The 22010-nt window shown below is 42.6% G+C and carries 20 protein-coding genes; 6 read left to right on the top strand and 14 right to left on the bottom strand.

The genetic code is table 11. The features are described from left to right. The first annotated feature begins 418 nt into the window (after positions 1 to 418). Together FD725_RS23140 and FD725_RS23135 are read left to right on the top strand one after the other, a co-directional pair. The gene (locus FD725_RS23140; RefSeq protein WP_179046229.1) at positions 419 to 535 is read left to right on the top strand and encodes an RNA polymerase subunit sigma; all 117 of its coding nucleotides are present in this window, start codon (positions 419 to 421) and stop codon (positions 533 to 535) included. Between the two features lie 168 nt (positions 536 to 703). Further along, entirely contained in the window at positions 704 to 3598 is a 2895-nt protein-coding gene (locus FD725_RS23135; protein WP_179050317.1) for a glycerol-3-phosphate acyltransferase, read from the top strand. Positions 3599 to 3941: 343 nt separating this feature from the next. Here FD725_RS23135 and FD725_RS23130 read toward each other — a convergent pair whose 3' ends face one another. The 4 genes from FD725_RS23130 to FD725_RS23115 form a co-directional block, all read right to left on the bottom strand. Next, positions 3942 to 4556: a hypothetical protein gene (locus tag FD725_RS23130; protein WP_179050316.1), complete on the bottom strand. Its 615-nt coding sequence runs from the start codon at positions 4554 to 4556 to the stop codon at positions 3942 to 3944. A gap of 65 nt (positions 4557 to 4621) precedes the next feature. Then, positions 4622 to 5203 carry a ribosomal protein S5-alanine N-acetyltransferase gene (rimJ, locus tag FD725_RS23125; RefSeq protein WP_179050315.1) on the bottom strand — a complete coding sequence of 194 codons (582 nt, stop codon included), beginning with the start codon at positions 5201 to 5203 and terminating at the stop codon, positions 4622 to 4624. 141 nt (positions 5204 to 5344) lie between these two features. Then, positions 5345 to 5752 (bottom strand): type II toxin-antitoxin system VapC family toxin, encoded by a 408-nt coding sequence (locus FD725_RS23120; protein ID WP_179050314.1) that lies wholly within the window; start codon positions 5750 to 5752, stop codon positions 5345 to 5347. Then, positions 5749 to 6003, bottom strand: coding sequence for a hypothetical protein (locus FD725_RS23115; RefSeq protein WP_179050313.1), 255 nt, complete (start codon positions 6001 to 6003; stop codon positions 5749 to 5751). The genes FD725_RS23120 and FD725_RS23115 overlap by 4 nt, the downstream gene beginning before the upstream one ends. A 340-nt stretch (positions 6004 to 6343) precedes the next feature. On the opposite strand from FD725_RS23115, the gene bioB reads away from it, so the two are divergent. Further along, the gene (gene bioB / locus FD725_RS23110) at positions 6344 to 7348 is read left to right on the top strand and encodes a biotin synthase BioB (RefSeq protein WP_179050312.1); all 1005 of its coding nucleotides are present in this window, start codon (positions 6344 to 6346) and stop codon (positions 7346 to 7348) included. A 66-nt stretch (positions 7349 to 7414) separates the two neighbouring features. Here the strand turns inward: bioB and petL are convergent, their stop codons facing one another. Continuing rightward, entirely contained in the window at positions 7415 to 7510 is a 96-nt protein-coding gene (gene petL / locus FD725_RS23105) for a cytochrome b6-f complex subunit PetL (protein ID WP_179050311.1), read from the bottom strand. A gap of 208 nt (positions 7511 to 7718) precedes the next feature. Here petL and aroB point away from each other — a divergent pair, with 208 nt between their 5' ends. Together aroB and FD725_RS23095 are read left to right on the top strand one after the other, a co-directional pair. Beyond that, complete coding sequence (aroB, locus tag FD725_RS23100; RefSeq protein ID WP_179050310.1) at positions 7719 to 8804, top strand: 3-dehydroquinate synthase; 1086 nt, start codon at positions 7719 to 7721, stop codon at positions 8802 to 8804. 194 nt (positions 8805 to 8998) lie between these two features. Next, entirely contained in the window at positions 8999 to 10687 is a 1689-nt protein-coding gene (locus tag FD725_RS23095) for a protein kinase (RefSeq protein ID WP_372726744.1), read from the top strand. 126 nt (positions 10688 to 10813) lie between these two features. Here the strand turns inward: FD725_RS23095 and FD725_RS23090 are convergent, their stop codons facing one another. After that, on the bottom strand, positions 10814 to 11113 hold the full coding sequence (locus FD725_RS23090) for a 30S ribosomal protein PSRP-3 (protein WP_011320561.1): 300 nt from the start codon (positions 11111 to 11113) through the stop codon (positions 10814 to 10816). Between the two features lie 292 nt (positions 11114 to 11405). Between FD725_RS23090 and FD725_RS23085 the strand changes: the two genes are divergently transcribed. Further along, complete coding sequence (locus tag FD725_RS23085) at positions 11406 to 11756, top strand: hypothetical protein (protein WP_179050308.1); 351 nt, start codon at positions 11406 to 11408, stop codon at positions 11754 to 11756. 59 nt (positions 11757 to 11815) lie between these two features. On the opposite strand, the gene FD725_RS23080 is transcribed toward FD725_RS23085, so the two are convergent. The 8 genes from FD725_RS23080 to FD725_RS23045 all read right to left on the bottom strand — a co-directional run bounded on the left by FD725_RS23080 (position 11816) and on the right by FD725_RS23045 (position 21968). Then, a complete protein-coding gene (locus FD725_RS23080; protein WP_179050307.1) occupies positions 11816 to 12364 on the bottom strand; it encodes a pentapeptide repeat-containing protein in 549 nt (182 codons plus the stop codon). 644 nt (positions 12365 to 13008) lie between these two features. After that, complete coding sequence (locus FD725_RS23075; RefSeq protein ID WP_179050306.1) at positions 13009 to 14490, bottom strand: site-2 protease family protein; 1482 nt, start codon at positions 14488 to 14490, stop codon at positions 13009 to 13011. Positions 14491 to 14639: 149 nt separating this feature from the next. After that, positions 14640 to 15530 carry a DUF5331 domain-containing protein gene (locus FD725_RS23070; RefSeq protein WP_179050305.1) on the bottom strand — a complete coding sequence of 297 codons (891 nt, stop codon included), beginning with the start codon at positions 15528 to 15530 and terminating at the stop codon, positions 14640 to 14642. 32 nt (positions 15531 to 15562) lie between these two features. Continuing rightward, positions 15563 to 15895 carry a ferredoxin gene (locus FD725_RS23065; RefSeq protein WP_179050304.1) on the bottom strand — a complete coding sequence of 111 codons (333 nt, stop codon included), beginning with the start codon at positions 15893 to 15895 and terminating at the stop codon, positions 15563 to 15565. A gap of 224 nt (positions 15896 to 16119) precedes the next feature. After that, positions 16120 to 16404 carry a YiaA/YiaB family inner membrane protein gene (locus FD725_RS23060; RefSeq protein WP_179050303.1) on the bottom strand — a complete coding sequence of 95 codons (285 nt, stop codon included), beginning with the start codon at positions 16402 to 16404 and terminating at the stop codon, positions 16120 to 16122. A 264-nt stretch (positions 16405 to 16668) separates the two neighbouring features. Further along, positions 16669 to 18270 (bottom strand): DUF4335 domain-containing protein, encoded by a 1602-nt coding sequence (locus tag FD725_RS23055; RefSeq protein ID WP_179050302.1) that lies wholly within the window; start codon positions 18268 to 18270, stop codon positions 16669 to 16671. Between the two features lie 25 nt (positions 18271 to 18295). Next, complete coding sequence (locus FD725_RS23050) at positions 18296 to 18901, bottom strand: DUF3038 domain-containing protein (protein WP_179050301.1); 606 nt, start codon at positions 18899 to 18901, stop codon at positions 18296 to 18298. Positions 18902 to 19496: 595 nt separating this feature from the next. Beyond that, positions 19497 to 21968 carry an endonuclease MutS2 gene (locus FD725_RS23045; RefSeq protein ID WP_179050300.1) on the bottom strand — a complete coding sequence of 824 codons (2472 nt, stop codon included), beginning with the start codon at positions 21966 to 21968 and terminating at the stop codon, positions 19497 to 19499. Positions 21969 to 22010 lie beyond the last annotated feature (42 nt).

The following is a 22010-nucleotide window of genomic DNA, read 5'->3' as shown; positions in this document are numbered from 1 at the left end:
TAGGAGAGAACTTAACCCTTACTAGGAATTGCCAGCACCTGAATAAAAGGGAGACAATTTTAGACATAAGTTTTATAAGAGCATCAATAAGAGGATGTTTGAAAAGTATGGGGCGAATATAATTCGCTACTACACAGGCAAAGTCTGCCTCCGCAGACTAATATAAAATCAAGATTTCCAACCCACGGAGGTGGGTTTCGTCTGTGTAGACGCGATTTCTAATCGCCCAGGAGAATAACTTTCAGTATAAAACCCAACTATCTATCTCAAGGAATAAACTAGAATTATGAGGCAAAATGTTGCAAAGCTTAAACAAAATATTATGAGTAATGTCACCTGATATGCGAATAGAAAGACTAAAATCAAAACGGACAAATGGAGGATTTATGGAATTATGTCCGACTTAAATAGAGGAATCATGAAATTTCAAGGAGCTGATTCTCCTAGAGTAGTCACTATCTCTACCGTGCTACTGTTAGGTTCAATCGCAGCTCTGATTATTTGGGCGCTGCAAGCTGCTTATGCTCTAAACTGAGCGATCGCAGTTTTAGAGGACATCAGCTAAAAATTTCCCTGACAACCTGATGTCCTGCCTGCAAATCACCAAATCACCCTCACAACTTATCAAAAAATTACGGAAAAACTTTAGAGTTGAAGATTTGAGATTTTAAGCGGAAGATAAATCTCAAATCAAAAATCCAGAATGAGAGAACTTTGGGGTGCGTTAGTTATATTCATCGTTTGCCCTCTCTTGGGTGCGTTACCGTTAATTGCTTGGATTACGTACGCTCTCAAGGGAAGGCATTTAGCTCAAATTGGCACAAGGAATGTCAGTGTTTCTGCTGCTTTTTATCACGGTGGCACACTGGCTGGGATTTTGGCAGTTTTGTCAGAAGCCCTCAAGGGAATAGGCGCTGTGTCTATTGCCCGTGCTTTTTTTCCAGAGGGTTCTTTTTGGGAATTACTAGCCCTGATTGCTTTAGTATTAGGTAGGTACTTAATCGCTAGAGGGGCAGGGACAACCAATGTTGTCTGGGGATTGTTTGTTCATGATCCACTGGTAGCCATATTTGTCGGGCTACTCGCCATTATCAACTTCACCCTTTTGCGTTCGAGAAATTTAGTCAAGTATGGGGTTTTATTCGTGTTCCCTTTATTTGTCATACTCCTCCATGCAGAAGATTTTCCCAGGATAATTGCGGCTGTCGCCCTAGCCGGGCTGCTGTGGTGGATTTACAAGCGCATTCCCGATGATATGAATTTGTCTACACAAGAGGTAGATTCAGAGTCACAAGCTGTATTTGAATATTTACGGGGCGATCGCGCTATCCTCACCTTAGATGATGAGTTAGATGGGGCAATTGTCGGACAAAAGGCGGCGACATTATCACAAATCAAGCGTTGGGGCTATCAAGTGCCAAAGGGTTGGGTACTTGTCCCTGGAGATGAACCAGAAAAATTGTTAGATTTTCTCCAACCGTCAGATTTATCACCTTTGGTGGTGCGTTCTTCGGCTATTGGGGAAGATTCGGAACAAGCTTCTGCGGCTGGGCAATACTTGACAATTTTGCAAGTCACCAGCCATGAGCAATTAAAACAAGCCATTGTCCAAGTTAGAGAATCATACAATTATCCAGCTGCCATTCAGTATCGCCGCGATCGCTCTTTACCAGATGCGGCGATGGCTGTCCTAATTCAACAACAAGTCCAAAGTGCCTACTCTGGAGTTGCTTTTAGTCGTGATCCCATCACTCAGCAAGGGGATGCAGTAATTATCGAAGCTTTACCCGGTAGCCCGACGCAAGTTGTTTCCGGTAGAGTCACACCAGAACAATACCGCGCTTTTGTGGTGGAGTCAGATAATCTCTCATCGGTGAAATTGGAGGGGACAGGGCGAGTCCCCCAGGCGTTAATTAAACAGGTAGCATACCTAGCCCGGCGGATGGAAAAGCGTTACCTGGGTGTTCCTCAAGATATTGAGTGGAGTTACGACGGTCAAACCCTGTGGTTATTGCAAGCTCGACCCATCACTACTTTACTGCCAATTTGGACAAGGAAAATTGCCGCAGAAGTTATTCCCGGTGTCGTTCATCCCTTAACATGGTCGATTAATCGTCCCTTAACTTGTGGCGTTTGGGGTGATATTTTCAGTATAGTTTTAGGCGATCGCGCCATTGGATTAGATTTTACAGAGACAGCAACTCTGCACTACTCTAGAGCTTATTTTAATGCCTCCCTCTTAGGAGAGATTTTTCTGAGGATGGGATTACCACCAGAAAGTCTAGAGTTTTTGACTAGAGGTGCAAAAATCAGTAAACCACCGTTGCAGTCAACCTGGCAAAATCTCCCAGGACTGTGGAAGTTACTCCAGCAAGAACTCAATTTAGAGAAAGATTTTAAACAAGATTACCAAAAAGTATTTATTCCCGGATTGTCACAATTAGCCAATGCAGCGACAGATGAGTTAGAACCCGACGAACTCTTCACCAGAATTGACTTCAATCTAGAATTAATGCGTCGTGGTACTTACTACAGTATTTTAGCTCCCTTGAGCGCTGCCATTAGACAAGCCCTATTCCGGGTAAAAGACGAGCAGATTGATAATAGCATCACCCCAGAAGTCGCCGCTTTACGTTCACTCAGGGCTTTAGCCTCAGATGCTAAACAAGTATTACCAGAATGCGAACCAGAACAAGTATTTGATAAATTAACGCAAACCCCAGAAGGAGAAAAAATTCTCTACGAATTTTCTGAGTTATTACAAGATTACGGTTATTTAAGCGACGTGGGTACGAATATTGCTATTCCCACCTGGAAAGAAGATCCCCAACCCATCAAGCAATTATTCGTCCAGTTGATTCAACTGAGTGAACCAGAAAAAACAGATTTAGAACTGAGTAAAAATGGTACATCACGTAAACGCAAGCGCGGAGTTGTCCAACGACGTGTAGATATTAAAGGACGAGTGACAGAAGTTTATTCCCGGTTATTAGCCGAATTAAGATGGAATTTTGTGGCTTTAGAACAAGTTTTTCTCAAAAATGGCTTACTTAAACAAACCGGAGATATCTTTTTTCTGGAGTTGGAAGAATTGCGGCATTTAGTCGCTGATGCTAGTAGAGAATTGAGTGGCAACTTACAAGAAAAAATCAAATTTAGGCGATCGCAGTTCCAACAAGACAGTCAAATTGAACAAGTCCCCCTAGTAGTTTACGGCAATATCCCCCCCCATCCCGCCGACGCTGTTGGTAATTATTCTGACCAGATATTGCAGGGTATTCCCGCCAGTCACGGACAAGCCGAAGGACGCATCAAAGTAGTACGAAATTTACAAAACTTGCCAGAAATAGACAAAGATACAATTCTCGTCGTCCCTTATACAGATTCCGGTTGGGCCCCCTTATTAGTCAGGGCTGGCGGATTAGTAGCTGAAGCTGGAGGGCGACTTTCTCACGGTGCGATCGTTGCGCGAGAATACGGAATTCCCGCCGTCATGGATGTCAAAGGCGCTACCTGGATTCTCCAAGATGGTCAACGAGTAAGAATTGACGGTTCTAGGGGCATTGTAGAATTATCTAACGACCTCAGACCAGAGTAAAAAATAATTCGTAGTTCGTAATTATAGCGTTTCCCAGTTAGGTGAGGTACAGAATCAATCTTTTTAAACGCAGAGGAAAACGCAGCGAAAAGTTCCTCGAAGCCGGGTTTCCCGGCGTAGGAACGCCACTTGCTATAATCCGGGAAACCCGACGGCAGTTGCTACAAGTCGGCAAAGCCGCCCAACGCACTGCCTCTCCAAAGCAGTGGCTCAACTTTTCAAGAGAGAGGGGCGTGGAGATTGCCCAATTTTATTCACGGTGTACTCAGTACTTCAGCAGATTAGGAAAAGCTATAAGCCAAGCCACCTACTATTAGTAGGGCTTTGAACCTTGATTTTTTCGTTAATTCATCAGTGCAGCCAGCATTGTTCTGACAACAATTTCTAATTCTTCAGTCACTCGATAAAGGTTAATTGCTTGCTCAATACTTTGTTTTTTTCTGTTTAATACACCAAATTGCCAAATATTACCTGTTGTTACTGCTCCTAATATTTCAGCTTGAGTAGAATCAGTCCATTTATCAAGGGCTATCATCTCAGTTGCTAGTTGTATAAATCCCCTATTTATATCGGCTTGCTTGGCTTCAATCACAATTAAATTTGTCGTTGTTCGCAGATAGTAATCGAAATTACCTTGAAGTTGATGATTAACTTTAATACTGTATTCTATCCGTAACTTGGCGTGGGAATAATGGATTAAATCAGTAACAATCGGCGCAATTAAAATTTCCCGACGAGTAGCTTCGTTTTCTAAATCTACAAAAGGTAATACTTCTTCAATCCGTTGTTTTAGTTCAACAAGTCTGTTTAATGAGCCTGAATATTGGGGTAATTCCAAAAATTTGCGCTCAAATGAATAACCAAACTCAGCTACTAAATCATCAACAGCAAACCCTAATTCAAAGTAATTGCTAAAAGTATACGAGCGATTTGGATCTAATAATGACGGGCGGCTCATGGAATTCCTCCAATCAAACACAATCTGCGAGTTTTGAAACCCTATACCCTTACACCCCTAACCCCCTACACCCTTTCATGCGGAAATTCCCAATCAGAATTAGTGATACTTGTTAATATATGATCTTGCCATTTGCCATTAATTAATAGGTAGTCTCTAGCATAACCTTCAACGACAAAACCTAATCTTTTAAGAACATTACCACTGCGTTGATTGTGTGGCATATAATTTGCCATAACACGATGAAATTGGAGTTCTTGAAATACGTAATCAATCGCTGCTTTTAAGGCTTCTGTCATATAGCCCTTGCCTTGAGCATTTTCAGCTAGACTATATCCCACATAACAAAAATGAGCAGCACCTCGCACGAAATTATTAAAATTGATCGTGCCAATAATTTCCGTTGGTTGCTTCCTGGGAAAGATAAATAATTTTAAAGATTGGTCGTGGATAAATTCTAGAAAATTATTTTCTAATTGATATTGCCAATATTCTGCTGTAAAAAAATGCTCAACCCAAGAAGGGTAAAATGGAGTTAAATATTCTTTATTTTCAATAAAATAATCAAGTATTCGGGGTATGTCTTCTTTGATACCAATACGTAATAATAGGCGATCGCTGGTAATGATTGGTAATTCCGACTTCATAATCTAGTTGAGCGAATGTCTATACACTAATCTATTTTAAAGCTGCTGTTTATGTTGATAGGAAGGTCATCTTCTATCCCATATTCATAACAAAGGGCAAAGTAAAACCTGTATAATATAGACTGCGTACTAAATAAAAATTTAAACTCCCAATTCCCAATCCTCAATTTGTAACCCATTCACCCGATTAAACTCAAATGTATTGTGAGTGACTAATATTAAATTATGCACAAGAGCGATCGCTGCAATCTGTAAATCATTAGGGCCAATGGGAGTACCACTTGCAGCTAATTCTGCACGGATTCTACCGTAAGTCAGGGCAGTAACATCATTAAATGGCAAAGAAACAAACAAGTTGAGAAACTGCTGCTGTCGAGCTAAAGTCCTTTCGGGATGATTACTTTTCATCGCGCCGTAAAACAACTCTCCCTTTACAACCGAACAGACAGCAATCTCTTCTAAACTTGTGGAGCGTAAACGTTCTCTAATTGCTGGTGATTTACCATTAAGATAACGGGCGCAAACATTGGTATCTAGTAAATACCTCACAGTATTTCTTCCCTTACCTCAAAATCACCTTCAGAATCGACAATAATAGGATCATCCTGGCAAATACCGTATGTCTGCTCAAAAAAACCATTTGGCCAGCCTAAGTCTTGCGGTGTTGTTCCCTCTGCTGATGGTTCTAATTGCTGATAAATTATCATCACTTCTATCTCTTTGTCTATGACCCCCAGTGGTATCTCTAAATGCAAAACACCATCAGATCCCACATGAGAACGTAACTTAATACTTTGCATTGCTGTTTTCTCTAACCTACTGGATTCATTCTAAAGTTTCATCAGCAGCAGATACTGATCAGTCTTTAACTCACTCGTCTGAGAAACGTGACAATTGGCATGGAGAAACGTTGCTTTTTTTCAAACAAAAGTACATAGTGGCTAGGTTAGCTCCCATGCTTACCATTTGAAACAGAGGACGATGGAAAAGATTTGAGAAGAAGATAAATAATTTTCTCCTTATCCCCTGATCTCCTAGATAGTTAAAAGAAAGAACTCTTAATATTCATAAAATGTACTTGGGGAATATAACTAGAAGACAGCTGTTGATCAATCCAGTTCAGAGGAAGGATACTATTTAATGTCGGCAGGAAGAATACGCTACAATTGGCAGCCAGCAGAAATCCGTGCAATTTATGATATGCCATTGCTAGAGCTGATTTATCAAGCAGCTAGCACACATCGGCAATATCATGATCCTAAACAAATCCAAGTATGCAAACTCATCTCAATTAAAACCGGTGGGTGTCCAGAAGATTGTAGCTACTGCGCCCAGTCTTCTCGTTATCAAACGGAAGTGAAACCGCAAGCACTCCTAGATAAACAAACAGTTGTTGACATAGCCCAAACAGCCAAACAAAAGGGAATTAGTCGCGTCTGTATGGGGGCGGCTTGGCGGGAAGTCAAAGATAATTCTCAATTTGATAAAGTTTTGGAAATGGTCAAAGATGTGACAGACATGGGTTTAGAAGTGTGCTGTACATTGGGAATGGTGACAACAGACCAAGCCAAACGTTTAGAAGCGGCTGGACTGTATGCTTATAACCATAACTTAGATACTTCATCTGACTATTACAGTACCATTATCACCACGAGAACATATGGCGATCGCCTAAATACTATCGATAATGTCCGGCAAACTAATGTTACTGTATGCTCTGGCGGCATTCTCGGTTTAGGCGAAACTGTTGATGATCGTGTATCTATGTTGCAAACACTATCAAGTCTGAATCCCCACCCAGAATCAGTCCCGATTAACATTCTCTCCCAAGTTCCAGGCACACCACTAGAAAATCAGCCGGAAGTCCCCATTTGGGAAGTTGTACGGATGATTGCGACTGCACGTATCCTCATGCCAACATCTGATGTGCGTTTAAGTGCTGGTAGGGCAAGACTTTCGCAAGTTGAACAAGCCTTGTGTTTCATGGCTGGGGCAAACTCCATCTTTTCCAGCGACGATAACAAGATGCTGACTGTCACCACTCCCTGTCCAGATTATGATGCTGATAGAGATATGCTCAATCTACTCGGCTTAGAAATGCGCCCTCCCGCCCAAAGACCGACTCCTGTGGCGGTTCATAATTGATAATTCGTAATTCGTAATTATAAATTTTAGTTACGAATTACGAATGAGTCATCAAGTCTATGCCGATTACAGAATCTTGGCAGAACGTAGACCAAATAATAGACCTACGGCTATGCCGGTGAAAATAGCCAAAAAGCCGATGTAAGATATTACTGCTAACATTTATCTTTCTCCACAATACTTCACTAATATCTATTGAATCATTAATTTTTGGTCAATGGTCATTGGTCAATAGTCAATAGTCAATAGTCAAAATTATTTTCTTCTTATCCCCTTGTTCCCTTCCTTGCCCCTCACTCAGCACTCACCACTCACTACTCCCCTGAGAATGCGGTAGAATACGCCCACAAGCGCTGTTTGAGTTGGGGCAATGACTTCTGTAATCACCATTAATCTACCACAGCAGTCCTATGAGATTGCGATCGCCAACCTAGACCAACTAGGTCAGAGTATGGCTAGTTTAAAACTAGGTAAAAAGGTACTTTTAGTATCTAACCCCACTATTTTTAAACATTTTGGCGAAAGGGCTGTAAATTCTCTTGTATCGGCTGGGTTTCAAGTTGCTAGCTATTGTCTACCCGCCGGTGAACGCTACAAAACCCTCAACTCTATCCAAAAACTCTACGATGTTGCCCTAGAAAATCGCCTAGAACGTTCTTCAACGATGGTGGCTTTAGGGGGAGGGGTAATTGGCGATATGACAGGCTTTGCTGCGGCTACTTGGTTGCGGGGAATTAATGTGGTGCAAGTGCCTACCACACTCTTAGGGATGGTAGACTCAGCCATTGGTGGCAAAACAGGCGTGAATCATCCCCACGGTAAAAACTTGATTGGGGCGTTTCATCAGCCACGCTGGGTATTAATTGATCCTGAATGTCTCAAAACCTTACCTGTACGTGAATTTCGCGCAGGCATGGCAGAGGTGATTAAATATGGTGTAATTTGGGATGCCGAATTATTTGACCAGTTAGAACAGAGTAAACATCTTAACCAACTCCGCTATGTCAAACCGGAATTAATAAACAGCATATTACTACGTTCTTGTCAAGCTAAAGCTGATGTTGTTGGCAAGGATGAAAAAGAAGGTGGACTGAGAGCAATTCTTAACTATGGTCATACCATTGGTCATGCGGTGGAAAGCTTGACTAATTATCGCCTACTCAAGCACGGTGAAGCAGTAGGAATCGGCATGGTAGCCGCCGGGCAAATTGCTGTCAATATGGGACTATGGCAACAAGCAGACGCAGAACGTCAAAACGCCCTCATTCAAAAAGCAGGTTTACCGACAAAGTTACCCGATGGGTTAGACATTGAAGCCATTGTCGCAGCACTACAACTAGATAAGAAAGTCAAAGATGGTACAGTACGATTTGTTTTACCCACTCAGATTGGTGTAGTCACAGTGACAGATGAAGTAACATCAGAGACAATTCGCCAAGTGTTAAGCCAGATGTGAGAAGGGGATGAGGGGATGGGGAGACAAGGAGACAAGGGGAAAATAATTTTGACTGTTGACCAATGACTAATGACCAATGACTAATGACCAATGACTATTGACCATTGACCATTGACTATTGACCATTGACTATCTTACAAAACCGTTACCGGCTGCTCAATTTAATTGGTGAAGGAGGATGTTGTCAAACTTTCATGGCTGTGGATGAAGGTGAATATCCGCCAGTTCCTTGTGTGGTGCAAAGGTTACAATATCAGCATCAGAAAATAGCAGTATTTGAGCAAAAAGCTGGTTATTTAAGTGAACTGGGCAAACATCCGCAAATCCCAGCTTTGATAGCGTATTTTCAGGATAATCAGCACTTTTATTTGGTGCAGGAGTGGGTTGCTGGAGCCAATTTGGCGCAAGTGGTGGTGGAAGAGGGGGTTTTTCAGGAAATGCAAATTTGGCAATTGTTAACTCAGATATTGCCAGTTGTGAAATTTATGAGCGATCGCCACATCATCCACGGTGATATCAAGCCCCAAAATATTATCCGCCAATTTGCATCCAATTCAGCCAACAGTAAGAACTTCGTTTTAGTTGATTTTGGGGCGGCGCAAATTTTCACAGGAGTTCACCAGTTAACTGCAAACAGCGTAGGCAGTCCCGAATATACTGCACCAGAACAAGCTAAAGGTCAAGGAGTGTTTGCCAGTGACCTTTACAGCTTGGGTGTGACTTGCATTTACCTACTGACGCAAATATCTCCCTTTGATTTATTTGATATTGCCAATGATTGTTGGGTTTGGCAACAATACCTGACAATGAAAGTAAGTGACAAGCTAGTAAAAATTCTCAACAAGCTAGTAGCAAAATCCTTGACTCAACGCTTTCAATCAGCTGATGAAGTGATGCTGGCGATGGGTGTAAATCCTCATATTAGCATTGCAAAATCTCCATCTCAACATTCCCCGTGGCATACCATCACAGGCAAGCCCGGCAATTTAGGCAGTATTAACTCCCTTGCTATCAGCCCCAATGGAGAGAGACTAGCTAGTGGTAGTGATGACAAAATTATTAGATTATGGAATTTAAATACTCAAACCTTAGTTAATAGTTTATCTGGACATTCTCAAGCTGTCACATCAGTTGCATTTAGCCCTAATGGAGAAGTATTAGCAACAGCTAGTGACGATAAAACTATTAAATTGTGGCATCTACAAACAGCTAGAGAAATTTTTACTTTAGAAGGACACTTACACGCAGTCAAATCAGTAGCTTTTAGTCCCTGTGGACAAATTCTTGCCAGTGGTAGTTGGGATAAACAAGTCAAGCTTTGGGATATCAGTACTGGTAAGGAAATGTCTACCCTGAAAGCACACCAATTGCAGGTGAGTGCAGTAGCTTTTAGCCCTCAAGGACGGCTTTTAGCCAGCGCTAGTTTTGACAGAACAGTTTGCTTATGGCAGATGAGTTTAACTGGAGAGTCTGAGGAAAAAGTGGCAAATCATCCACACTTTACTTTCTTAGGAACCCTTGAGGGTCACACACGAGCAATCTTAGCAGTAGCTTTTAGTTCTGATGGGAAAATTTTAGCTACGGGTAGTGATGATAATACGATCAAATTGTGGGATATCAAAACTGGTCAAATAATTGGCACACTATTAGGCCATTCTTGGTCTGTGGTAGCACTGGCTTTTTCTACTAATGGCACAATATTAATTAGTGCCAGTTGGGACAAGACTATCAAGCTTTGGCAGGTCAGCACAAATCAGGAAATTTTGACTCTAGCAAGTCATTTAGATTCAGTATGTGCTGTGGCTGTGAGTCCAGTGACACAATTGATTGCTAGTGGTGGTAAGGATAAGACTATTAAGTTGTGGCAATTTGTCAAGAACTAGGGGTGTAAGGGAAATAAGAGTGTAGGGTTTTTACTCACTTACACCCTTACATCCCTACATCCCTTGTTAAAACCCTTGATTTTTCTTATTACTTGACTTTGACGTAGCAATACTAGTTGTATTAAATCAAGCGCTACCTGTGAAGGTAACTTCGGGAAATTTTAACTGTGCTTCTGCCATCGGCCGGTTTCTGCCTTCCTCTTGCCAGTAGTTAATGACTTCTGTTGCCTTATTGAGTAACTCTACACGATCTAGATCGCTAATCCAGTGTTTGGATTCGAGTTCTTTCTTGAGTTCTTCCCACGCATCATTTCTAGGCCAGAAGAAGTACTTAGTCAGAGGACTTGTACCTTTGCCTACAACTTGATCAACGGCCAGAGCAACGTTTTCGTCTAACCAGAGAATTTTTAAAATAAACTTGGACAATCACACCTCCGGGAAATATCCGGGTATTACTTACTAAGTTTGCGATCGCTTATTTTAACGCAATACTCTACCAGATGACCAAATAGCTATGATGAATTGAGAATTGGGTATGGAAAAAAGGAACACTGACAAGATAGTTCTAGTCCTTGGGTAATTAGAGTGACCTAGCTACGTCTCTACGAGGATTTCTCACTTCTTCATGCAAAATACAACCTCCTGATGGACAATGACGCTAGCTGTAAGATTTAATCGAAGTATTCTGATATGTCAGGATTATTTTCTAGGGAAACCCATGAATAAATTTATCTTTAGTTTACTTTGTAGCCCTGTTTTGATTGCTTCCGTTCTGTCTACAACAGTTATGGTAAATCAAGCAAACGCAATTGAGCCAACAGCCACAACTACAGACAAGTTATCTTGCATTAAAAATAAACATAAAGTGGGTTTAGTCTGTGCTAGAGCTTCTGTTTTGGCGCAAATTCCTCAATATCAGCAGGAAGTAGAGTTTTCCCAAGAGGATGCTCCTATGTTGGAGTTTAACGATGCGGAAAGCGATATGGCAATTAATTTGTTTGGTTGCGACTGTCCCGCTTGTATTAATTCTTTACGTCAGATGCGTGGTGTAACTCCCTTGGTTTACTAGTCCACTGCCAAATTTAAGAGTCACAACTGCGGCTGTGACTCTAGGGTATCTTGAATTCATCAGTGACAGCCAGCCCAAGTTATCCATCTGTGAGATATGCCAAGACGCAAAACTCTACCGGTGATTTCTTGTTCTGTAATCACAGAACCTGTAAAATCTGCACCACCAAGTTCTGCCTCCATCACGTTGCTACCAATGAGATTTGCTTGCTTGAGGCTAGCACCGCTTAAATCGGCTCCACTCATTTCTGCTTCGCTCAGGTTGGCATAGACTAAGCTAGCCAAAATCAAATTTGCTGTGCGTAAATCTGCGCGACTGAGGTTGCTTTCTTCGAGGTTAGCTCTAATTAAATCTGCACCAATCAAGTTGACTTCACTTAAGTTAGCTCTACTCAAGTTAGCTCCACTTAAATCTACATCAGTTAAATTGGCACGACTGAAATTACAGCCACTCAAATTAGCGTGACTAAGGTTAGCTCCACTTAAATCAGCTTCGGCAAAATTCGCCCCACGTAAATCTGTTCCACAAAGATTAGCTTGATGCAGATTTACTCGGTCAAATTTTCGTTCTCCCGCCGCATATAAATCTAGGAGCTTGTTAGCGTCCATATTATTACCTCTCAATGTTTGTAGGTAAGCCAGTCTATTTGTGAATTAACTACCCACACCACAACTAAGACGATTTGCGAGGTCGTCAGTAAGCAAAACTGGAGGAAAAACTTCTAACTTCATTGTGCTAAAGTTTTCTGCATTTTGCACTATTACTTAACGGAAATATAGGAATTCGCTTTGATTACTAAACTGATTTGCGTAGTCAGGGAATAGGCAATAGGCAATAGGCAATAGGCAATAGGCAATAGGCAATAGGGAAGAAGGTAAGAGGGCAATAGGCAATAGGGAAGAAGGTAAGAGGGCAATAGGCAATAGGGAAGAAGGTAAGAGGGCAATAGGCAATAGGGAAGAAGGTAAGAGGGCAATAGGAGTTAGGACTTACGCAGTGTCACTAAATTTGCTGGCTTTTTTGTCAATAGTCAATAGTGAGATAGTGTGTCCCAAAGCAACTATCGTTAGCGACAAAGCAGCGTCACCCGTAAGGGTCAACAGTCCAAAAAAACTTGATTTTGAACGCCAGTCCACACAACGGGCGAAACCCCCGCAAGCGGCTGGCTCCCCTTGACTATTGACCATTGACTATTGACCACCCTCAAAAGGGTTTATTGGTTGAGTGCGTAAGTCCTCAGTCTAGCTTTTTTCTAACCCCCAATACCCAATCTTCCGGCCAAGCCAGGAGTCAGTGGTAAAAGGGTCGCAATCATCAAGAATAGAACCAATAGCCCCAAAGCAGCTCTAGCATCATCTGGTTCGCTGACTTCATTTAAACTGGGACGTTCCAAGTCCCGTTGTAAAAATAAAATCACGATCGCCCAATACATCGCTAGAGAATTACCCAAGGCTACCACAGCCAGGAGAATTAAAGTTGCAAAGGTTGCCCGTCCGGCGGTTTTGCGTCCATAAATTGCTTGCACAATCCTTCCCCCATCCAGTTGTCCGGCTGGCATTAGGTTTAAAGCTGTGATTACCAACCCTAGCCAACCAATCACCACCAAAGGATGAACGCTGACTAAAGGCGACTGCAAGGCTGAACCCAGGACAACTCGTGCTAGACTACCCACCAAAATTGAACCTTGGAAAAACTCATTGGGTAGCTGAAATAAACTGCCTGGGTGGGACAGCAATAAACCGACAATCAGCATTAACAAAGCCACAATTCCCCCAGCTACAGGCCCTGCTACTGCAACATCAAATAAGACTGTGCGATTGGGTAACAAAGACTCAAAGCGGGTAATTGTACCAAAAGAGCCAATCTGCACTGCCGGCAAAAAGAAAGGCCAGCTCAGACGAACTTGATGACGACGAGCTAAAAACCAATGCCCGATTTCGTGAGCCACTAAAATGGTGAATATGCCAGCACCTATAGGTAAAGCATCTCCCCACCGTTCTGGATGAGCGAATAAATCAAAATTCAACAGTAACCCTGCTGTTTCTAAGCTGGTGGCAATAGTAGCGATCGCCAAAATCCCAGCGAAGACTTTTTGCGATAATGTGATGGAGCGTGGATCATTCGTGCTTGGTAGCACAATAACCACAGGTTTGCCATCAGTACTATCAACTAAAAATAGGCGATATTTCTCACCTAGTTTTTCCTGTAAACTTTGGCTGAGACGGTTGTGAACTTCCTGGGGTTCTCCCCGCAGATTACCTTTGAAAATAGCACCTTCTTGATAGGCGATCGTTTCTGTGGCAAAAAACGTATCAATGCCAAAAATGCTTCTAATGATCTGCAAATCTTCTTCTGGAATGGGCAGTATTTCTATCACCACTCCTGCTGACGGAGGAACATCTTCTGTTGGTGATGCAGATTCAGTCGCTAGTCTTTCCGTTGCCCGTTGCTTGAGAATCGCATCTTGTCCAGCCGAGCGCAATTGTCTGCCTAAATAGATGTACAATCCAGCCGAACCCACAACCAAGAACAATATACCAACTATATTGATGTAAATTCCTGCCGCAAATAAACCAAAGAACAACAGCCAAGGAGCCATCAACACCAACGACTGCAACCAGGCTAGGATTCCCAGTTTACCAAAAGGTCTGGCGCGATAAAATCCCCAACCCAAAATAGCGCAAGCTACGAGTAAAATTGTGCCGATAATCGGCGTTTCTGACGAAGTAAACATTTCCCAACCCTTGGCTTTGAAAAACTAAGCCCGAATTAGTCCGGTGTTAAACATACATTTACTAATCTATACAGTAAACAGTGAACGTTTATTAACTGGTAACTGATTTGTTAGGGGTGCGGGAGAGAAGAAGAAATGCTAATGACCACTCAGCACTCATCACTCCCTACTCCCCATCTAGTCCCTTGACAAAATTCATCTACCCAAGAAGCCAGACTACTGGCGTTAGTGCTAGGTATTGGTGTTTGTATATTGGTATATTTTCCTTTTGGCGTAATTTCTGTAGCTAATGTTGGTGAGATCAAGGTTTTTGGCCTTCCCGGAACCTTATTTGTAATTTCCAGCACTCGTACTGCTTGATGATTGTGTTGTTTTTCGGTTGCTAATACAAGTTTCACTGATGGTAGAGGTTTAACTTTCTGAGAAACTTCTGAAGATGAATTTCGTTCTAATGTGCGTAATGAAGTGCGATCGCCCAAAGCATATCCCATCCCTTGAGAATGTATACTATGACCACTACCAGCAACGGCGACTAACTCCGACTGAGTATAGTCCATCATTCTGTTTGCCGTTCTCGAACTGATCACTGCTACAGGTTCATCTAGGTGAATCACATCCTCATGATCTGAGAATGATGACACGGGTTGTTCTACCAGAGACAAGACAGGATGTTGTGTGTTCACAGGAGACGAGAAAGCATCCTTATCGGCAAACGCAGCAAATGCTAAAACTTCACTGACAGATGGTTCTTCTCGATTTAAGTCTGATGCTCTTAAACCTAACTCAACATCAGGATTAAAATTCAAACCCAATGCGTTAATGATTTCATCTGGATCGTTATTTAGTTCTAAGATAAAAGCAAGTAACTCCTCAAACTGTGGCTCTAAAACCGACAAAGTTGCCAAAATAAATCCAGATGAAGGCCGCCGTAGACCATCATAAGTAGCCCAAACTCGCATTTTGTCGAGCCAAAGGCGGTTCTGTTCGTAGTAACTCAGCCATTGCATTTTTAAGGATTGACGCAACTCCTGAACGTTCATCAGATGCCTCGCTTTAGTCAAAGATAGTGCCTTTATCCCTGGGGATGAAATCGATAATAAAGCATCTGCTGAACCCTTTGACCATTTATTAGGTGTTGTTCTATCACTAGAGGTACTTCTTGGGGTAGAACGCCGCCATACCAAACCATATCTGGCAAAATTAGCACCATTGGCCCGTTACCACATTGTCCTAGACAACTGCTAGCGCTGACTGTGACATCGGCAACTGGTAAAGCGATAAAAGCCGATAAAACTTCTTTTGCACCTTGCTTTTTACAAGTTCGGTTTTGGCAGACTCGCACACATCTAGAAATTGCCAATTGTACTGTTTTTGGTAGATGTGATGGCTGGCTAGTATCGGTCATTTTTGTCTATTCCACCCTGTATATTGTCTATTCCTGCATTTCTCACAAAATGGTAGGGGCGGGTTCACAAATATGCTTCAATCATTCACGAATATCTCGTTAACCCGCCCCTACAGCCTCTGGACTGCGGTTTTAGAAATTTTGTGAGAAATTTGGGTATTGCCTTATCTCAACGAAAATTATTTACACCGACTTACTTGTACAATTGTTGACATCAGCGAAATTTATTTAAAATTTAAATTATCATGCTGTGACAACAATTTTTCGACTTTAGCTTCATCAATGCGGGCAGATAATCTTCTAGCTTCATGTAAATCTCTGGTGGTTTTAGCTAAAGTAAAAGTTGACCCTACAGAGAAAGCTAACCCCATACCCATAAAACCTTTTACCCAATTATTTACAGGTAAATTAACAATTCCGAAACTGGTCATAGAAATTGAAAGTATAAAAGCAGCCCATGTTTGAATAACCCAAGCTGCACTATCTTTTTGAGGGCTAATATTCTGCATATTTCCTACCTTTAATTCGGATGATTTAGTAGTGATTGTATTAATTGTTGGAATTACTAGGATTACTGGTATAACCAGTTAATTAACCGGACTCAAAAAAGTTAGTTATCAGCAAGAAAAATGCGTAAAAACCGACACAATTATTGTACCAGTTATCCGATTGTCATCAATCATGAATGAATAATTTATCATGAGTAATTAATTGGTAATGACCACTGATCAATTTAGCAGAGACGTTGCAGACAACGTCTCTACTCTACATATTTACTCAGACTCTGGAAAAGTCTGTACCTTACCATCTGGACTTAGCAAAATCCGAATGCGGACAACTTGTCCAGAGCGATTGGCAGAAACAAAGGGTTCACCAATGCCAGGCATACCAGCAATATCAACGTAATCTCTAGCGGCTTTTCCTAAAGGTAAAATTCTTTCAATAGAACCATCAACACCTAGCATGACGCTATATTCTAGGGTTTGGGCGAATCCGGTAGGTGGTCGCCAGCGCTTTTGGAAAAATGCTCTAGCTTCTGCTACCTGTGGTGTATCAAATAGTGTTCCGGTGCTACTTGTGGCAACTTCATTAGTAGTAGTTTTAGGTTCATTCCGCAATCTTTCGATTAATGAATTATTATCAGCCACTTCTGAGGAAGAATTAACTTGTCCTCGAACTTGTTGTGACGTTACTGGCGAGTAGGTTTGAGGAATTGGATTGCTACGAATGCCACTAGGTAAAGTCGCTAGTCGAGGAGGTGCTGGTGGAACAGATGTGTTACCGATGCTGGTAGATAATCTGGGGGGTAAATTCCGCTTAATTGGTATTTCGCTGGTGGCTATTGTACCACGGGAATTAGGTTGAATTGCAATTTGCTGACCTGGGATGGTGATTTGTGGATTGTTGGAAAGGGCAGGAATTTTTGTTTGCGGTGAATTGGATATCTGTTTTGAGTTGAGAGAATTTGGTGCTAGAGCCGAATTAGCTATTGTGGGGGATTGGGTATTAATACTGGTGTTGGGTGATGTGAGGGGGATGGTAGGTAAACCAGTACTGGGAGGTGGTGGTGGGGTAGGGTCTAAAGGTAGAGATGAGAGATTATTAGAAGGGGTGAGTTCGGCTTGGGGTGTAGGAAAGTTAGGTGCAGGTGCTGGTTGGAGAGCAATTTGTTCTTTGTTGGTATCCGTAGTTTTGGCTGTTTGTTCTTGCTTTTGGCGAATATTGTTAGCATATTGCCAAGTCAAAGGTGTGAAGCCTAAAGCCAATACTAATACAGCTGCGATCGGGGCCCAAGTAGGGAATTTGACGACAGAATTATTGCTGGTGAGAGATGGTAAAGCCATGACATCAGTTGAGTACTCATCTAAAGCCGTGGCTAAATCGAACAATTGTAATAGACTCAGTTGAATGACATCACCAGATGTTTGGTTGGCTAAGGAACCAAGAAATAGATTATGAGTTAAATAACTGCTGGGTTCTAAGTAGATTTTTGTCCCTGAAATTGGGGATGTAAAAGAATTTGCTGTAGGAGATAAAAGTGCAGCTTGATGAAAGTCTGTTAATTCTTCGTTTGATACTTTTGTGGAATCGTGGAGTCCGGAAAAATTTAACCAAAAGCTTTCTGGTGACTGTTGGAGAAGTTCTTGTACGTAACTGGTGACAGCATCACACAAAGCTTCGAGTTGATCCCTATCACCCCGAATTGGCACTCGGAGTTCTTCTGGTAATCGCGGATCATCAAAGCGTAACTCAAAGGTGAGCTGCCTAAGTACGGGTTTACCCATCCAACGGGATAATGGGGAGTTTTGCGCTAGTACTTCTAGGGTGCAAGTAGGTGGCGTGTAGCGGCGAATGACAGAATTAGATAGAGCCATAGCAGGAACAGCAAAGGAGATATTTTTAAAGTTTTGCAGAACGGTCTATGAGTGCTAGCCAGAGACGGCGGTGACCACCAGTAGCGCTATAAAACAGCAAATCTACAAGCAGTTTTAGGGCTAGGTGGGTAAGTAAATCCGTCGAGATTTGCTCATCCTCTTCCATGCGCTCTTGGTAGGTGTTGCAAAAAGCATCAATATAATCTCCCAGTAGAGCAGCCTGATGAGGTTCCCGATTTTTTTCCGCCATTTGTTCTAGTAGACCTACAGCACGACGAATTAATTCCTGGTGCTGTTTGGCGAGGTAGCAGATAATCAGAACAAGCGATCGCGCTTCTTCTATATCTAGCTTTTTCCTGCCTCCTTGACCTTTACGTAGGGGGTTCGACTGTCGCAGTCGCCACAAAGCTACGCGGTCTGGCACTCTCGACTCCAAATTCAGGCTCATGGCTGCCGAGAGCATTGCCTCGGAACCAATTTTAGTTAGGGTTTCTAGCGCTAACAGCACTAGGTCTAACTGGGTTTTGATGTTGTCCCATTCAACTACATTTGGGGTGGGAAGTTTAATTAAGTCCTCCCACTGGGAATTGGGAGTGGCTGAGTCAGCGGCCGAGTGCATAACTTTTAGCATAGGTGATCAGGCTGGTAGGGGCTGTTGCTGTTACCCATTTTGAAACCAGACTCTTAATTATTAAGGTTGGTTTCCTGTAAAAGGGGTTAGGGGTTAGATGCTAGAGGCTAGTACTTTTTACGGGCTTAACACTATTGTTTCAAGTCAGCTAATCATGAGTGCATCCCATATAAACATAAAAATCTCTCTTCTCTCGTCCTTAGCTTCTAGCCTCTAGTCTGTTTTTTCTCACTTCTCTTACTTTGGTAAACAGCAATTTGTCACTGTCTTACTCTACTAGATGAAATTTTATTTTCAACAGTGTGGAAATTTGATGATATTAGCGAAATATACCTATTATTAGCAAGTCTTTAGGTACAAGAGTATAAATAAATATTACTCAAGGTTTTAATCTTTAATGATTAATTACAAGCATTGTCTGCAATCTAATCAATTAAGATAAAAAATTGGCAACGGACACTAGTTATATTTATTGCTAAGAAATTCAATTCATCAGGTGTAGATAAAATAATTCTTTTGGCGATCGCTGATGTAAAGTGGCATTGCCCCAATGATTTGTAGAGACGTTGCAATGCAACGTCTCTACAGGGTGGGTTTAGGCGATGTGGGCGATGGTGACACCGCTACCGCCGTCGGCTGGTTCGGCAGCTTCGTAATGGCTGACCCTGGCTTGCTGTTGTAAATATGTGTGGATACCTTGACGCAGTTTACCTGTGCCGTGTCCGTGGATAATCCAGATGGGGCCTGTGGCTTCAGAGATGGCTTTGTCTAAGATATATTCGGCATCGGCTACCCGCTTACCGCGCAAATCTATGGTGTTTTTGGAGGTACGAATGGCTGGGGTGGGTTGGGGTGGTGTAACGGCTGCTGGTGGGGGTGCTGGCTTGGGTTTGACGATGGGTTCGGCTTTTTGACCATCGAGTGATTCGATGTCTTCTAGCTTGACTGTCATCTTCATGATGCCAAAGCGGACTGTTAACTCTCCATCTTCATCGGCGGCTGTTAAGACATCGGCGGTTTGTCCAAATTGAGAAATACGGATGCGATCGCCTACTTTGGGCATAAACCCGATTTTGGGTTTTGCTGGCGTTGCTGGTTGATATTTTTGAGCAATTTGATTTAATTCGTTAGTTGCTTGGTGGGCATCCTGGGCAGTCGATGTCCCTTGTTGCAAGCGCTTAATCACTTTAGCAATTTCACCTTTGGCTTGAGCGATCGCTTGTTGAACAGCAATTTCCTGGGAAGCTTTGAGCGACTTTTCTCTCTCCTCTAGGGCAGTCGCTTTGGCAGATACTTCTTGATACAAACGTTCTGCTTGCTGCACAAGTTTTTGCGCTTCTGCGGCTTTTGTTTCCTGGCGACGACGTTGGGCTTCTAATCCAGCAATCACTTGGTTTACTTCGTCTGTGGCTTCTCCTACTTGGGTTTTGGCCTGTTCCACTACTTCTGGCTTCAAACCCAAGCGTAAAGCAATAGCCAGGGCGTTAGAACGTCCAGGGATACCCCAAAGCAAACGGTATGTGGGTGATAAAGTCGCATCATTAAATTCCACTGAGGCATTTTCAAAGCGCTGATCTTCATATTTCAAGGCTTTTAATTCGCCAAAGTGAGTTGTGGCAATGGTTAGCTGGGCGTGATCAGCCAGATATTGTAAAAGGGCGATCGCTAAAGCACTTCCTTCGACTGGATCTGTCCCTGCGCCTACTTCGTCGAGAAGAACGAGGGAGTAGGGATTGGGGAACTCGGGGCCCTCTCTGGGGATAAGGGGTAATGGGGATTGGGGATTGGTAATTTCCTGTTCCCCAGTACCCAGTACCTGTTCCCCAGTACCTAGAGCGTTTAAAATGCGGCTAATGCGGCGGATATGTCCTGAAAAGGTGGATAGGCTTTGCTGTAGGGATTGTTCATCACCGATATCGGCTAATACTTGGTCAAACCAGGGTATTTCTACGGGTTCGCGGGCGGGGACAAATAAACCGACCTTCGCCATTAATGCTGCTAGTCCCAGGGTTTTGAGGGTGACAGTTTTGCCGCCTGTATTGGGACCTGTAATCGTTACTACCCGGATGTGGGGACTAATTAGTAAATCTACTGGAATAACCGCATGACCTTGTTCGTGGTGATGTTGCCACAATAACAAGGGGTGACTCAGTTGTCGTAAGGTGATGATTTCTTGTTCTTGGCGATTGATAAATCTGGGGGGGTTGGCTTTGAGCCATAAACTATATCTGGCTCTAGCCGTCGCCATGTCCAAAGTAGTGACAATTGCCAAGAGTCTTTCTAAATCAGACTTAACTGTGGCTACTCGTTCCGTTAAGGCGCGACGAATGGCTTCTTCTTCTACTTGCTCTCTTCTAATCGCTTGCCGCAGTTGGTTGCCCATTGGCACAACGGAATTAGGCTCTACGTAAAGAGTTGCCCCACTGGTTGAGGTGTCATGAACAATACCGGGAATGGCATCTTTTTGTGGTGCTTTCACAGGAATCACAAAGCGATCGCCTCGTTGAGTGATAATCTGTTCCTGCACCGCATTAGATTTTACTTGTAAAATATTTTGCAGTTTTTGGGTAATTTGACTCCGCAATTTCCGCAATTCGGTGCGAATTTCTCCCAACTTTTGACTAGCGCGGTCAGTTACCTGTCCTCGTTCATCAATACAGCGATGGATTTCTTGCTCTAGTTCCGGGTAAGTGCGTAAATCAGCTACCAAATCTGTCAAGATAGGACAATCTTCTTGGTTATCAATTATACGCCGTAAATTTCTAGCCCCAGCGAGAGTAGTAGCGATCGCTAGCAACTCATCCCCAGCCAAAATCCCTTGCAGTTCAGCCCTTTCCAAGGCATCACCAATATCTTGGATACCCTCAAAAGATAATCCACTAGCAAAACGACTTTCTAGTTGGTAAACTTCCTTAGTCTGGTTTAACAGCAACTCACTAGCTGCCTGAGATGTAGGTATTTGAAGATGAAGTGATGCGATCGCCCCAAGTTTAGTTGCCGCAAATGTAGAAAGATGCTGACAAAGGCGATGCCATTCGAGTAGTTCTAAGGTTTCAGATTGGATCAAGGTTTAAATATTACATCTAATCTGAAAAATATCTTAACAATT

It is taken from the genome of Nostoc sp. TCL26-01 (genome assembly GCF_013393945.1).
In the GTDB taxonomy this organism is placed as follows: Bacteria; Cyanobacteriota; Cyanobacteriia; order Cyanobacteriales; family Nostocaceae; genus Trichormus.
This window is presented reverse-complemented; position numbering and strand designations above follow the sequence as displayed.

Coding starts and splice junctions, on each gene's coding strand:
- FD725_RS23140 (WP_179046229.1), top strand. CDS start 419: ATGAAATTTCAAGGAGCTGATTCTCCTAGAGTAGTCACTATCTCTACC.
- FD725_RS23135 (WP_179050317.1), top strand. CDS start 704: ATGAGAGAACTTTGGGGTGCGTTAGTTATATTCATCGTTTGCCCTCTC.
- FD725_RS23130 (WP_179050316.1), bottom strand. CDS start 4,556: ATGAGCCGCCCGTCATTATTAGATCCAAATCGCTCGTATACTTTTAGC.
- rimJ (WP_179050315.1), bottom strand. CDS start 5,203: ATGAAGTCGGAATTACCAATCATTACCAGCGATCGCCTATTATTACGT.
- FD725_RS23115 (WP_179050313.1), bottom strand. CDS start 6,003: ATGCAAAGTATTAAGTTACGTTCTCATGTGGGATCTGATGGTGTTTTG.
- bioB (WP_179050312.1), top strand. CDS start 6,344: ATGTCGGCAGGAAGAATACGCTACAATTGGCAGCCAGCAGAAATCCGT.
- petL (WP_179050311.1), bottom strand. CDS start 7,510: ATGTTAGCAGTAATATCTTACATCGGCTTTTTGGCTATTTTCACCGGC.
- aroB (WP_179050310.1), top strand. CDS start 7,719: ATGACTTCTGTAATCACCATTAATCTACCACAGCAGTCCTATGAGATT.
- FD725_RS23095 (WP_372726744.1), top strand. CDS start 8,999: ATGGCTGTGGATGAAGGTGAATATCCGCCAGTTCCTTGTGTGGTGCAA.
- FD725_RS23085 (WP_179050308.1), top strand. CDS start 11,406: ATGAATAAATTTATCTTTAGTTTACTTTGTAGCCCTGTTTTGATTGCT.
- FD725_RS23080 (WP_179050307.1), bottom strand. CDS start 12,364: ATGGACGCTAACAAGCTCCTAGATTTATATGCGGCGGGAGAACGAAAA.
- FD725_RS23075 (WP_179050306.1), bottom strand. CDS start 14,490: ATGTTTACTTCGTCAGAAACGCCGATTATCGGCACAATTTTACTCGTA.
- FD725_RS23070 (WP_179050305.1), bottom strand. CDS start 15,530: ATGAACGTTCAGGAGTTGCGTCAATCCTTAAAAATGCAATGGCTGAGT.
- FD725_RS23065 (WP_179050304.1), bottom strand. CDS start 15,895: ATGACCGATACTAGCCAGCCATCACATCTACCAAAAACAGTACAATTG.
- FD725_RS23060 (WP_179050303.1), bottom strand. CDS start 16,404: ATGCAGAATATTAGCCCTCAAAAAGATAGTGCAGCTTGGGTTATTCAA.
- FD725_RS23055 (WP_179050302.1), bottom strand. CDS start 18,270: ATGGCTCTATCTAATTCTGTCATTCGCCGCTACACGCCACCTACTTGC.
- FD725_RS23050 (WP_179050301.1), bottom strand. CDS start 18,901: ATGCTAAAAGTTATGCACTCGGCCGCTGACTCAGCCACTCCCAATTCC.